The organism is Pseudomonas sp. LBUM1664 (assembly GCF_059695895.1).
The window spans coordinates 4,782,594-4,795,380 of record NZ_CP166791.1 but is presented as its reverse complement, the minus strand read 5'-3'; the positions used below and the strand labels follow the sequence as shown (position 1 = coordinate 4,795,380).

Below are 12,787 nucleotides of genomic sequence, written 5' to 3'. Positions count from 1 at the left end.
GGTCTTAAGCGTCCAAAAGCCTGGCGCAGGCGGCGGCCTAGCGCTGGGCTTCGAAGTTGAGCAGTTTGCTGGCTACGCGGTTGCTGTCGACTTTATAGCTGCCATCGGCGATAGCTGCTTTCAACTCAGCCACGCGGGCGTTGTCGACGACAGGTTGATCGCGCAGCTTGTCAGTGACCTTCTGCAACTGCTGAGCCTCATTACTGAGGTGTACCGACTCTCCGTTGTTGACTTGTTCGGCAGGAGTAGGCAGCGGCGCGGATTTGTCGGCTTCGACGGTTTCCTTGCTGACGCTGGTACGCGTAGTGCCTGTCAACGGTGGAGAGCTGTTTAAACGATTGAAATCGATGACCATGGTAAAAAACCTCTGAGTATTTGGACGCTTGCCATGTTTTCGGCCATCCCCAAAAAAACTTTAGGCTCATTTATTCGATGAGCGTGCGCACGTCTGCGCTTGCCTTTGCGTAAGGCACAGTCTAGGGAACACCGGGATCAAGCGCCAGCTCTCTACCCATTTCTACCCGATCGCTACATTGACACTTCCACTTGGCCGGGGGCCATCACCTGCGCTTTGATGACGCGTTGGGAGTTGAGGTTTTTCACTCGAATCTGTTCACGCATGCCGCCGTTGGACAGGGCCTCGCCCGGCATCCGCACGGCAAGCGAGCCGGTGCGGGCGGTGATGACCACCTGATCGCCCTTGCGGACCACTTCGGCCTGTTCCAGATGCACAAGGGTCACGGTCTGATCGGCGACCATTGGTCGGACAAGTTTCTGCCCGATGGCCTGATCCACGGAGGTCAGGAAGCCCTGGGAGATCTGGCTGACGTCACGTTCACGCAGCACCACGTCCTGAGGCTCGACGATTCCGGCCCGCTTGAGCGGACGGGTGGTGGTGACAATCTCGCGAAACAGACGCACTTGAGCGGGCACAAACACTGTCCAGGGCACATCGCTGTCGCAACGAACCTTCACCGTGACCCGGCCCAGCGGCCTGGCCGGGCTTTCCAGCGAAGCAGTCAATTCCTTGTCGCACATCGGCATGCGCAGACGCGGGTCGAGCTGGTTGACCTCGATCTCATAACGACCTTCGGTTTGACTGGTTGCCAGGTAGTCTTCTACGGTGAATTCAAGAAAGCCCTGAGTGACGCCGATAAGGAGATCAGGCAAGGTAACCTGAACAGCGGCAAGGACAGGGCTGCTCGAAGCGAACAGGCAAGCAGCCAACAGTGCACCGAGCCAGTGGCGGCAGTGAGTGGTCAGGCGTCGAAAAAATGTCGTTTGTGCGTTCATGCCGGTTGAATAGCAAGCCCCGTGCCGTTTAGTGATGAATGCGCGTCGGACACATTAGCGTTAGGTAGGAGTCAGGGCATGGCGGGAGTAATGGATTCGGTAAACCAGCGCACTCAGCTGGTAGGTCAGAATCGCCTCGAGCTGTTGTTGTTTCGTCTCGACGGCCAGCAATTGTATGGAATTAACGTATTCAAGGTACGCGAGGTGCTGCAATGTCCTAAGCTGACCCTGATGCCGAAGTCCAGTCCCGTTGTGTGCGGCGTGGCGAATATCCGGGGGGCGACCATCCCGATTCTCGATCTGGCCATGGCGACCGGTTCCGGGCGGCTGCTGGATCAGAGCAATCCGTTCGTGATCATCACCGAGTACAACACCAAGACCCAAGGTTTCCTGGTTCGCTCGGTGGAACGCATCGTCAACATGAACTGGGAAGAGATCCATCCGCCGCCCAAGGGCACGGGTCGTGATCACTACCTGACGGCCGTGACCCGGGTCGATAATCAGTTGGTGGAAATCATCGACGTGGAGAAAATCCTCGCCGAAGTGGCGCCGACTACGGAGACGATTTCCGTCGGCGTGGTGGATGCCGAGACCCAGCACAAAGCGATTTCGCTGCGGGTACTGACCGTCGATGATTCTTCGGTGGCACGTAAGCAGGTGACCCGTTGCCTGCAAACGGTCGGTGTCGAAGTGGTGGCGTTGAACGATGGACGGCAGGCGCTGGACTACCTGCGTAAGCTGGTCGAAGAGGGCAAGAAGCCTGAAGAGGAGTTCCTGATGATGATCTCCGACATCGAAATGCCGGAGATGGACGGGTACACCCTGACGTCGGAAATCCGCAGCGACCCGCGTATGCAGAAGCTGCATATCGTCTTGCACACTTCGTTGTCCGGTGTTTTCAACCAGGCGATGGTCAAGAAAGTCGGTGCCGATGATTTCCTGGCCAAGTTTAGGCCCGATGACCTGGCTTCCCGGGTAGTCGAGCGGATCAAGGCAGCAGAATAAAAGGTCGGGCGCGTTTTGCGTCCGGCAAGTCAACACAATGAAAGAGGCGGTATCTTGTCTACGGGTAATTTGGATTTCGAGCAGTTCCGGGTCTTCCTGGAAAAAGCCTGTGGCATATTGCTTGGTGAAAACAAGCAATACCTGGTGTCGAGCCGTCTCAACAAATTGATGGAACAACAGGGCCTCAAATCGTTGGGCGAATTGACGCAGCGTATCCAGACCCAGCCGCGCAGTGGTTTGCGTGAGATGGTGGTGGACGCCATGACCACCAACGAAACCCTGTGGTTTCGTGACACCTATCCGTTCGAGGTGTTGAAGAACAGGGTGCTGCCGGCGGCCCTCAAGGCCAGCCCGGGCCAACGCTTGCGGATCTGGTCGGCGGCCTGCTCGTCGGGGCAGGAACCCTATTCGCTGTCGATGTCCATCGACGAGTTCGAACGGACCAACATTGGCCAGTTGAAGATGGGCGTGCAGATCGTCGCCACCGACCTGTCCGGAACCATGCTCAATAACTGCAAGACCGGCGAGTACGACAGCCTGGCCATCGGTCGCGGCCTGTCGCCTGATCGCCTGCAACGCTACTTCGACCCGAAAGGGCCGGGACGCTGGATGGTCAAGGCGCCGATCAAGAACCGTGTGGAGTTCCGCTCGTTCAACCTGCTGGACAGCTATGCCAGCCTGGGCAAGTTCGACATCGTGTTCTGCCGCAACGTGCTGATCTACTTCTCCGCCGAAGTGAAAAAAGACATCCTGCTGCGTATCCACAGCACACTGAAGCCAGGCGGCTACCTGTTCCTCGGCGCCTCCGAAGCCTTGAACGGTTTGCCGGATCATTATCAGATGGTTCAGTGCAGCCCTGGGATCATCTACCAGGCGAAGTGATTCGCTGGGGTTGTCAAAAAAACGGGAGTCCTCACGGGCTCCCGTTTTTTTATGCCCGCCAATTTCCTCCCCACCACCACTATCCCTGTGGGAGCGGCATTGCCCTTGAGAAGCGGCAGAAAAGCGGCAGCCAGCGGAAGCCAGTTGCCGCTTTTCTGGCATTGCCGCTTTGCCGATGCCCGCAAAGCCCCGGTTTATGGGCTTTTTGAAAGTGGCACGACGCTTGCTATGTCCATCGTACGTAAATTCTGGTCACCCAAAGGTTTCCGACATGAGCATCAGCTTCGATAAAGCGCTCGGTATCCACGAACAGGCCCTGAGCTTCCGCGCCCAGCGTGCCGAAGTCCTGGCCAACAACATTGCCAACGCCGATACCCCGAACTACAAGGCTCGGGACCTGGACTTCTCCAAAGTGCTCGCCGAGCAGAACGAGAAAACCAAGAGCGGCTCCTTCGCGTTGAACATGACCAACAGCCGTCATATCGAAGCCGAAGGCCTGGGCAACGGCGACGAGTCGCTGATGTATCGCACGCCGATGCAACCTTCGATTGACCAGAACACTGTGGACGCTCAACTGGAACAGTCCAACTACGCGGAAAACTCCGTGAACTTCCAGGCCAGCTTCACCCTGCTCAACAGCAAGTTCAAAGGGCTGGTATCGGCCCTGCGCGGAGAGTAAGCCATGTCGATCGCGAGCGTATTCAACATTGCCGGCAGTGCCATGAGTGCCCAGACCACTCGCCTGAACACCGTCGCCAGTAACATCGCCAACGCCGAGACCGTTTCGTCGAGCATCGACCAGACTTACCGTGCCCGTCACCCCGTATTCGCCACCATGTACCAGGGCGGCCAGTCTGGCGGCAGCGACTCGCTGTTCCAGGATCAGGAAGCCGCCGGGCAGGGCGTGCAGGTGTTGGGTGTGGTCGAAGACCAGAGCAACCTCGAAGCGCGTTACGAGCCAAACCATCCGGCTGCTGACGGCAAAGGCTACGTCTATTACCCGAACGTCAACGTCGTCGAAGAAATGGCCGACATGATTTCCGCCAGTCGTTCGTTCCAGACCAACGCCGAAATGATGAACACCGCCAAAACCATGATGCAGAAGGTCCTGACCCTCGGTCAGTGATAAGGGGCGAATCACATGAGCGTTACCAGCACTACAAGTGGTTTGAGCCTCAACGAGGTTCTGGCCAACTCCTCGGTCAAGACCAGCACCACCAGCGATGGCCTGGCCTCGGCGACCAGCTCGGCCACGGGCTCGTCGGAACTGGGCAAGGATGCATTCTTGCAACTGCTGGTTACCCAACTGAAAAACCAGAACCCGCTGGATCCGCAGGATAACAGTGAGTTCGTTGCCCAACTGGCGCAATTCAGCAGCCTGGAAGGCATTACCACCCTCAACGACACCGTGAGCGGTCTTGCCAGCAACTACAACTCGTCCCAGGCCCTGCAGGCCTCGTCACTGGTGGGTCGCTCGGTCATTGCCCCGGGCAGCAAGGCGGTGGTCGATACCTCCAAGAGCCTCAACGGCACAGTGGTGGTCCCGTCGTCGGTCTCCTCCGTTGCGGTCAAGATCATGGACAAGGACGGCAAGACTGTCCGCACCCTCGACCTGGGCAGCCAGAATGCCGGCAATTCCGATTTCATCTGGGATGGCAAGAACGACTCGGGCACTACGGTCGAGTCGGGCACTTACACTTTCGCGGCCTCGGCCACCATCGATGGCGAGGCCACGTCGCTGACCACCAACCTGCCGGCTACCGTCAGCAGCGTGACGATCAGCCAGACGGGCGGTGAGCTGATGCTCAACCTGGCCGGGCTGGGCAGCGTCGGTCTGTCCAAAGTACAAACTATTGGTATGTAGAGCCGACTAAACCGGCAAAAGGAGTGCAACATGTCTTTCAACATCGGCCTTAGCGGTCTCTATGCAGCCAACAAACAACTGGACGTGACCGGCAACAACATCGCCAACGTGGCGACCACCGGTTTCAAATCGTCCCGAGCGGAATTCGAAGACGTCTACTCGGCCACCAAGCTGGGTTCGGGCAGCAAGACCGTCGGCAACGGCGTGCGCCTGGCCAACGTTTCCCAGCAGTTCGGCCAGGGTGACGTTAACAACACCGGCAACGTGCTGGACATGGGTATCCAAGGTTCCGGTTTCTTTGTCCTGAGCAACGACGGTGCGCTGAGCTATACCCGTGCCGGTACCTTCAAGACCGACAAGGACGGCTATATCACCAACAGCGATGGCACTGCGAATCTGCAGGGCTACGGCGTGGATGACAACGGTAACGTCGTCAACGGTATTTTGACCGACCTGCGCATTGATACCTCCAACTTGCCGCCGCAAGCCACCAGCGTGGTTTCGTCGACGATCAACCTGAACTCCACGGCGACAGTTATCGATCAGACTAACGCTACCCTGACGTTCGATCCGACTGATACGGCCACGTTCACCAAGCAATTCACTACCCCTGTCTACGATACCCAGGGTAACCAGCATTCCATGGACCAATACATGGTCAAGACGGCTGCCAACACTTGGGACGTCTATACGCTGATCGATGGTCGCAACCTGGACGGCAGCTTGCCGACCTCGCCGGTCCCTTCGACCATGACGTTCGACTCGAGCGGCAAGCTGACGCAAGTCAGTACTCCGGCTACGCCTACGCCGATCATCAGCAGCGATTTGGTCTTGACTGGCTGGGTCCCTGGTAGCGTGACCAACAACGTTTGGACCGCCAACGGCGCCGGCTCGGAAGATATTACGATCTCCATGGCCAACACCACCCAATTCAACGCTGACACCGCTCGGTCGATTCCGACCCAGAACGGCTACGCCACTGGCCAGATCACTAACCTGACCATCGATGGCAGCGGTGTATTGCTGGCCAACTTCAGCAACAACCAGACCAAACCGATTGGCCAGCTCGCGCTTGCCAGCTTCACCAACGAACAAGGTCTGCAGCCCGTAGGCGGCACCAGTTGGAAAGAAACCTACTCGTCGGGTATCCCGGGCTACGATGCTCCGGAAACTGGCACCCTGGGTTCGATCGTTTCCAACTCCCTGGAAGAGTCCAACGTCAACCTGACCAACGAACTGGTCGAGCTGATCAAGGCACAGAGCAACTACCAGGCGAACGCCAAGACCATCTCCACCCAGAGCACCATCATGCAGACCATCATTCAGATGGCTTGATGTCGATGGTCGCTTGAAGGCAGTACAAAGAGCCCCTCGCAAGAGGGGCTTTTTCATGGGCGGGTGTTTGTGTTGCCTGTTCCGGCCTCATCGCGAGCAAACTCGCTCCCACACGGGTTCCACCAATCCCCTTTTTGTCCAGGCAAAAGAAAACCCCCGATCAGTCCAGAGAACTCATCGGGGGTTTCTTTTAGCTCGCGCCTTTGAGCGCCTGCCTGCTCAGCTTATTGGCAAGCTTCGCAATCCGGCTCGTCGATCGAGCAGGCTTTTGGCACTGGCGCAGGTCCTGCTGGAGCAGCCAGTACCGAATCGTCGCCGTGGTTGCCGCCGCTGGAAACAGCGTTCAGCTTGCCGGTGTTGATGGTCGACTTCTCGGTGCTGGTAGCGGCCAGAGCGCGGAGGTAGTAAGTGGTTTTCAGGCCACGGTACCAAGCCATGCGGTAGGTCACGTCCAGCTTCTTGCCCGAAGCGCCGGCGATGTACAGGTTCAGCGATTGAGCCTGGTCGATCCACTTCTGGCGACGGCTGGCGGCGTCGACGATCCACTTGGTGTCCACTTCGAACGCGGTGGCGTAGAGCTCCTTGAGTTCCTGCGGGATGCGCTCGATCTGCTGCACCGAACCGTCGTAGTACTTCAGGTCGTTGATCATGACCGAGTCCCACAGGCCGCGGGCCTTGAGGTCGCGCACCAGGTACGGGTTGATCACGGTGAATTCGCCCGACAGGTTCGATTTCACATACAGGTTCTGGTAGGTCGGTTCGATCGACTGCGACACGCCGGTGATGTTGGCGATGGTTGCGGTCGGTGCGATGGCCATGATGTTGGAGTTACGGATGCCTTTCTGTACACGGGCGCGAACCGGTGCCCAGTCCAGGGATTCGTTCAGGTCAACGTCAATGTACTTCTGGCCACGCTGCTCGATCAGGATCTGTTGCGAGTCCAGCGGCAGGACGCCTTTGGACCACAGCGAACCCTGGAACGTCTCGTAGGCGCCGCGCTCGTCGGCCAGGTCGCAGGAAGCCTGGATCGCGTAGTAGCTGACCGCTTCCATGGACTTGTCGGCGAACTCGACTGCGGCGTCGGAACCGTACGGGATGTGCTGCAGGTACAAAGCGTCCTGGAAGCCCATGATGCCCAGGCCGACCGGACGGTGCTTGAAGTTGGAGTTCTTCGCTTGCGGCACCGAGTAGTAGTTGATGTCGATCACGTTGTCGAGCATGCGCACAGCGGTGTTCACGGTGCGTTGCAGCTTGGCGGTGTCCAACTTGCCGTCATTGATGTGGTTCGGCAGGTTGATCGAGCCCAGGTTGCAGACAGCGATCTCATCCTTGTTGGTGTTCAAGGTGATCTCGGTGCACAGGTTCGAGCTGTGGACTACGCCCACGTGCTGCTGTGGGCTGCGCAGGTTGCACGGGTCTTTGAAGGTCAGCCATGGGTGGCCGGTTTCGAAGAGCATGGACAGCATTTTGCGCCACAGGTCTTTGGCCTGGATGGTCTTGAACAGCTTGACCTTGCCTGGGTACTCGGTGAGGGCTTCGTAGTACTCGTAGCGCTCTTCGAAGGCCTTGCCGGTCAGGTCGTGCAGGTCCGGCACTTCGGATGGCGAGAACAGGGTCCACTTGCCGTCGTCGAAGACACGCTTCATGAACAGGTCAGGGATCCAGTTGGCGGTGTTCATGTCGTGGGTACGACGGCGGTCATCACCGGTGTTCTTGCGCAGCTCGATGAACTCTTCGATGTCCATGTGCCAGGTTTCCAGGTAGGCACAGACCGCGCCCTTGCGCTTGCCGCCCTGGTTGACCGCTACGGCGGTGTCGTTGACCACTTTGAGGAACGGCACGACGCCCTGGGATTTGCCGTTGGTGCCCTTGATGTACGAGCCCAATGCGCGGACCGGAGTCCAGTCGTTGCCCAGGCCGCCGGCGAATTTGGACAGCATGGCGTTGTCGTGGATTGCGCCGTAGATGCCCGACAGGTCGTCCGGAACGGTGGTCAAGTAGCAGCTCGACAGCTGTGGACGCAAGGTGCCGGCGTTGAACAGGGTCGGGGTCGACGCCATGTAGTCGAAGGACGACAGCAGGTTGTAGAACTCGATGGCGCGGTCTTCACGCTGTTTCTCTTCGATCGCCAGGCCCATGGCCACGCGCATGAAGAAGATTTGCGGCAGTTCGAAACGGATACCGTCCTTGTGGATGAAGTAACGGTCGTACAGGGTTTGCAGGCCCAGGTAGGTGAACTGCTGGTCGCGCTCGTGGTTGATTGCCTTGCCGAGTTTTTCCAGGTCGTATTCGGCCAGCACCGGGTTCAGCAATTCGTATTCGATACCCTTGGCGACGTAGGCCGGCAGGGCCTTGGCGTACAGGTCGACCATTTCGTGGTGGGTCGCGCTCTCGGCGACTTCCAGGAAGCTCAGGCCTTCGGCACGCAGGGTGTCCATCAACAGGCGAGCGGTCACGAAGGAGTAGTTCGGCTCGCGTTCCACCAGGGTCCGCGCGGTCATCACCAGCGCAGTGTTGACGTCTTTGAGTGCGACGCCGTCATAGAGGTTCTTCAGGGTTTCGCGCTGGATCAGGTCGCCGTCGACTTCTTCCAGGCCTTCGCAGGCTTCGGTGACGATGGTGTTCAGGCGGCCCATGTCCAGCGGCGCCAGGCTGCCGTCGGCGCGTGCGATGCGGATCGAAGGGTGAGCCTGGACCGGTGCGTCGGCCGGGGTACGGATGGCGCGTTCCTTGGCGCGGGAGTCACGGTAGATCACGTAGTCGCGGGCTACTTTCTGCTCGCCGGCACGCATCAGGGCCAGTTCGACCTGGTCCTGGATTTCTTCGATGTGGATGGTGCCGCCCGATGGCATGCGACGCTTGAAAGTCGCGGTGACCTGTTCGGTCAGGCGGGCCACGGTGTCGTGGATTCGCGACGAAGCGGCAGCGGTGCCGCCCTCAACTGCGAGAAACGCTTTGGTGATGGCGACGGTGATCTTGTCATCGGTGTAAGCAACGACAGTGCCGTTACGCTTGATCACACGCAGCTGGCCAGGCGCGGTGGCGGACAGATCCGAGTTCGAATCGGCGGCCTGCGGCGCGGTGCCCTGCGGGTTCTCGCGAGTTGTGTCGGTGTGCATGGGTGTCTCCACGTTCTCTATGTTTGTTTGGGCACCATCACGGTGCCCACCGTTCCGTCCTGAAGCACTACAACCGACTGGCGCCGGGTATAACAACTTCGGGACAGTAGGAAGCAGGCGTTTAAAGCCGCTTCCATCCGAAGTTCTTAGGTTGCGAGCCTGGGCTCGGAACCGGGTTGCAGGGGGTGGCAGCAATGGACTGCAACACCCGTACCGTTTCGGTCGTTTTCGACCTTGAAACAGTCGCCATCCGCAGGGGCGGTCTGGTCTTGGGAAAATGCGGTGTTTCAGGTGGACAGAAGCAAGAAAAGCGCTTGAATTCTCTGCCCAACTTGTGTTTGGTTTTTTGACCTAAAACCCTACATGTAGGGTTTTTTGCGCGGCGGGCTACAAGATAATGCGTTTTGGGGGGTGAATGCAACGTACTACCTGTGGATAAGCCTGTGCGTAATTTGTGTGCGAAACGTGGAACTGCTCTGTAGGCCGCGACCTAGCTGGAGCGGGCTTTTTTTCATCGATTTTGACGATTCGAAAACAGCCTGGTGGTTTTTGCGGGCGCGGACGTTACCACACAAATCCCGCCCAACCGAACGCATTTGTCCGCTTGTTTTCTACCGGGGCGGCGTTTATACAATCGGCCGTGCGTTGACATGCTTATCCTCCTTAAACGTGACAAAACGACGGGAGGATCTGTATTCGAATATTCGAAGCAGGCACTTAACTTGTGGCGAGGGGATTTATCCCCGTTGGGCTGCTCAGCAGCCCCAAATGGGTCACTGTGGTGTGTCAGACAGAAAGCAGGGGGCCGCTTCGCGACCCAGCGGGGATAAATCCCCTCGCCACAGGGTTATGTGCTCATCCTTCCTTTTTATATTCACAGCAAGACGAGGTCCCCCGTGGAACAAGAAGCCTGGCAGGTATTGATCGTCGAAGATGACCACCGTCTGGCCGAGTTGACCCGTGAATACCTCGAAAGCAACGGACTGCGTGTCGCCGTCGAAGGCAACGGCGCCGTGGCCGCAGCGCGGATCATCGCCGAGCAGCCGGACCTGGTGATCCTCGACCTGATGCTGCCCGGCGAAGATGGCCTGAGCATCTGCCGCAAGGTGCGCGAGCACTATGACGGGCCGATCCTGATGCTCACCGCCCGCACCGATGACACCGATCAGATCCAGGGCCTGGACCTGGGCGCCGACGATTACGTCTGCAAACCGGTGCGACCACGCCTGCTGTTGGCGCGCATCCAGGCCCTGCTGCGGCGCAGTGAGCCGGAGCCGTCTGCGTCGCAAAAGCAGCGACGACTGCAATTCGGCCCGCTGGTGGTGGACAACGCTTTGCGCGAAGCCTGGCTGCAGGGCAACGGCATCGAGCTGACCAGCGCCGAATTCGACCTGCTGTGGCTGCTGGTGTCTAACGCCGGGCGCATCCTGTCCCGGGAAGAAATCTTTACCGCCCTGCGCGGCATTGGTTATGACGGCCAGGACCGTTCCATCGACGTGCGCATCTCGCGCATCCGCCCCAAGATCGGCGACGACCCGGACCACCCACGGCTGATCAAGACCATCCGCAGCAAGGGCTACCTGTTCGTTCCTGAAGCTTGCGTAGACCCGGCACCGTGAACTCGATCTTCCTGCGCATTTATGGCGGCATGTGTGCGGCGCTGGTGTTGGTGGCGGTGCTCGGCGTGCTGGCCCTGCACTTGCTCAACCAGACCCGCAGCGAGCAATACCGCGAGCGCCTGGCTCACGGCACGTTCTCCTTGATGGCCGATAACCTGCGGCCGATGAACGACACCGAGCGGCGCCGGGCGTTGCTGGTGTGGGAGCGCCTGCTGGGCATTCCCCTGGCTTTGCAGACCTTCGTCCAGACCGACCTGGACCTCGGCCAGCGCACTCGCGTACTGCGCGGCCAGGCTTTGGTGGAGCAGACCGGGCCTCATGCGGCGAAGGTCTATCGGCTGGTCAGCGACGGTGAACAACTGATGTTGGTGGGGGAGGTCCAGCAGATCAGCGAGCAACTGGCCCGGGCGACTATTTACCTGCTGGCCGACGAACTGGTGCGCTACCCGGTGGGCGAGCAGCCCGAACGGCTTGCGCAGCTCAAACGGGAAAAAGGTTTCGGCTTTGACCTGCGATTGATGACCGTCGAACAGGCTGACATGGACGAAGACCAGCGCCGACGCGTCTCCGAGGGCGACACGGTGATGGCGCTGGGCAAGGGCGGCGACTCGATCCGGGTGTTCGCCGGCATGGTCGGCACGCCGTGGGTGTTGGAGATTGGCCCGCTGTACCAGATGAACCCTTATCCACCGCAATGGCTGGTGCTGATCGCGGCGCTGGGGTTGAGCCTGATCGGCTTGATCGTCTACCTGCTGGTACGCCAGTTGGAACGGCGCCTGCGCGGCCTGGAGTCGGCCGCGACGCAGATCGCCCAGGGCAGCCTGGAAACCCGAGTGCCGGCCCGGGGCGCCGACTCGGTAGGGCGCCTGGCCGCCGCGTTCAACGGCATGGCCGAGCACTTGCAGCAACTGTTGGCGATTCAGCGTGAGCTGGTGCGCGCGGTGTCCCATGAATTGCGCACCCCGGTGGCGCGCCTGCGCTTTGGCCTGGAAATGATCGGCAGCGCCACCACGCCTCAGGCCCGGGACAAATACCTGGCCGGTATGGACCACGACATCGAAGACCTGGATCGGCTGGTGGACGAGATGCTGACCTATGCGCGGCTGGAGCAGGGTTCGCCAGCCCTGAGTTTTCAGCGGATAGACCTGGATGCGCTGGTCAATCAAGTAATCGATGAGCTGGGGCCGCTGCGGGTCGGGGTCACTGTCGAGCGTGGTCTATGCCTGTCCGCCGTCGATTGTGATGGTGCCTGGGTCGAGGCCGAGCCACGGTTCCTGCACCGTGCCCTGCAGAACTTGGTGGGCAATGCCATGCGCCACGCCAAGTCCCGGGTAACCGTCAGCTACCAGGTGGGTCAGTTGCGCTGTCGGGTGGACGTGGAGGACGACGGGCCCGGCGTGCCGGAGGCGGCATGGGAACGAGTGTTCAAGCCCTTCCTGCGGCTGGACGACAGCCGCGCCCGTGCTTCGGGCGGCCATGGGCTGGGGTTGTCGATCGTGCGACGGATCATCCACTGGCATGACGGCCGGGCGTTGATCGGCAAGAGCAAAAATTTGGGGGGTGCCTGTTTCAGCTTGAGTTGGCCGAGGCATCAGGACAGGTCTTGAGGAATGTGGCGCCACCCCATCGCGAGCAGGCTCGCGATGAGGTCCTGAAAAGCACTACAAATC

Annotated in this window: 11 protein-coding genes; 8 read left to right on the top strand and 3 right to left on the bottom strand. The window is 59.5% G+C overall.

Annotation, left to right across the window (positions count from 1 at the left end):
* Nucleotides 1–37: 37 nt before the first annotated feature.
* Both flgM and flgA read right to left on the bottom strand, forming a co-directional pair.
* On the bottom strand, nt 38–355 hold the full coding sequence (gene flgM, locus ACA047_RS22475) for a flagellar biosynthesis anti-sigma factor FlgM (protein WP_497353079.1): 318 nt from the start codon (nt 353–355) through the stop codon (nt 38–40).
* Between the two features lie 173 nt (nt 356–528).
* Nucleotides 529–1,293, bottom strand: a complete 765-nt coding sequence (gene flgA / locus ACA047_RS22470; protein ID WP_497353077.1) for a flagellar basal body P-ring formation chaperone FlgA — start codon at nt 1,291–1,293, stop codon at nt 529–531.
* 78 nt (nt 1,294–1,371) lie between these two features.
* Between flgA and ACA047_RS22465 the strand changes: the two genes are divergently transcribed.
* From ACA047_RS22465 to flgE, 6 genes are all read left to right on the top strand, one after another.
* Nucleotides 1,372–2,298: a chemotaxis protein CheV gene (locus tag ACA047_RS22465; protein ID WP_497353075.1), complete on the top strand. Its 927-nt coding sequence runs from the start codon at nt 1,372–1,374 to the stop codon at nt 2,296–2,298.
* A gap of 54 nt (nt 2,299–2,352) precedes the next feature.
* On the top strand, nt 2,353–3,180 hold the full coding sequence (cheR, locus tag ACA047_RS22460) for a protein-glutamate O-methyltransferase CheR (protein WP_497353073.1): 828 nt from the start codon (nt 2,353–2,355) through the stop codon (nt 3,178–3,180).
* Nucleotides 3,181–3,451: 271 nt separating this feature from the next.
* Nucleotides 3,452–3,859 carry a flagellar basal body rod protein FlgB gene (flgB, locus tag ACA047_RS22455; RefSeq protein ID WP_447801352.1) on the top strand — a complete coding sequence of 136 codons (408 nt, stop codon included), beginning with the start codon at nt 3,452–3,454 and terminating at the stop codon, nt 3,857–3,859.
* 3 nt (nt 3,860–3,862) lie between these two features.
* Nucleotides 3,863–4,306, top strand: coding sequence for a flagellar basal body rod protein FlgC (flgC, locus tag ACA047_RS22450; protein WP_497353070.1), 444 nt, complete (start codon nt 3,863–3,865; stop codon nt 4,304–4,306).
* Nucleotides 4,307–4,321: 15 nt separating this feature from the next.
* Complete coding sequence (flgD, locus tag ACA047_RS22445) at nt 4,322–5,044, top strand: flagellar hook assembly protein FlgD (RefSeq protein ID WP_497353068.1); 723 nt, start codon at nt 4,322–4,324, stop codon at nt 5,042–5,044.
* 30 nt (nt 5,045–5,074) lie between these two features.
* Nucleotides 5,075–6,379 (top strand): flagellar hook protein FlgE, encoded by a 1,305-nt coding sequence (flgE, locus tag ACA047_RS22440; protein WP_497353066.1) that lies wholly within the window; start codon nt 5,075–5,077, stop codon nt 6,377–6,379.
* Nucleotides 6,380–6,603: 224 nt separating this feature from the next.
* Here flgE and ACA047_RS22435 read toward each other — a convergent pair whose 3' ends face one another.
* Nucleotides 6,604–9,498, bottom strand: a complete 2,895-nt coding sequence (locus ACA047_RS22435; protein ID WP_497353064.1) for a ribonucleoside-diphosphate reductase subunit alpha — start codon at nt 9,496–9,498, stop codon at nt 6,604–6,606.
* Nucleotides 9,499–10,394: 896 nt separating this feature from the next.
* Here ACA047_RS22435 and ACA047_RS22430 point away from each other — a divergent pair.
* The gene (locus ACA047_RS22430) at nt 10,395–11,117 is read left to right on the top strand and encodes a response regulator (RefSeq protein ID WP_497353062.1); all 723 of its coding nucleotides are present in this window, start codon (nt 10,395–10,397) and stop codon (nt 11,115–11,117) included.
* A complete protein-coding gene (locus ACA047_RS22425) occupies nt 11,114–12,724 on the top strand; it encodes an ATP-binding protein (protein WP_497353060.1) in 1,611 nt (536 codons plus the stop codon). Before ACA047_RS22430 ends, ACA047_RS22425 begins: the two co-directional genes overlap by 4 nt.
* The last annotated feature ends 63 nt before the right edge of the window (nt 12,725–12,787 follow it).

Excerpts from the sequence above, each read along its gene's own strand:
- flgM (WP_497353079.1), bottom strand. The coding sequence starts at position 355 with ATGGTCATCGATTTCAATCGTTTAAACAGCTCTCCACCGTTGACAGGC.
- flgA (WP_497353077.1), bottom strand. The coding sequence starts at position 1,293 with ATGAACGCACAAACGACATTTTTTCGACGCCTGACCACTCACTGCCGC.
- ACA047_RS22465 (WP_497353075.1), top strand. The coding sequence starts at position 1,372 with ATGGCGGGAGTAATGGATTCGGTAAACCAGCGCACTCAGCTGGTAGGT.
- flgB (WP_447801352.1), top strand. The coding sequence starts at position 3,452 with ATGAGCATCAGCTTCGATAAAGCGCTCGGTATCCACGAACAGGCCCTG.
- flgC (WP_497353070.1), top strand. The coding sequence starts at position 3,863 with ATGTCGATCGCGAGCGTATTCAACATTGCCGGCAGTGCCATGAGTGCC.
- flgD (WP_497353068.1), top strand. The coding sequence starts at position 4,322 with ATGAGCGTTACCAGCACTACAAGTGGTTTGAGCCTCAACGAGGTTCTG.
- flgE (WP_497353066.1), top strand. The coding sequence starts at position 5,075 with ATGTCTTTCAACATCGGCCTTAGCGGTCTCTATGCAGCCAACAAACAA.
- ACA047_RS22435 (WP_497353064.1), bottom strand. The coding sequence starts at position 9,498 with ATGCACACCGACACAACTCGCGAGAACCCGCAGGGCACCGCGCCGCAG.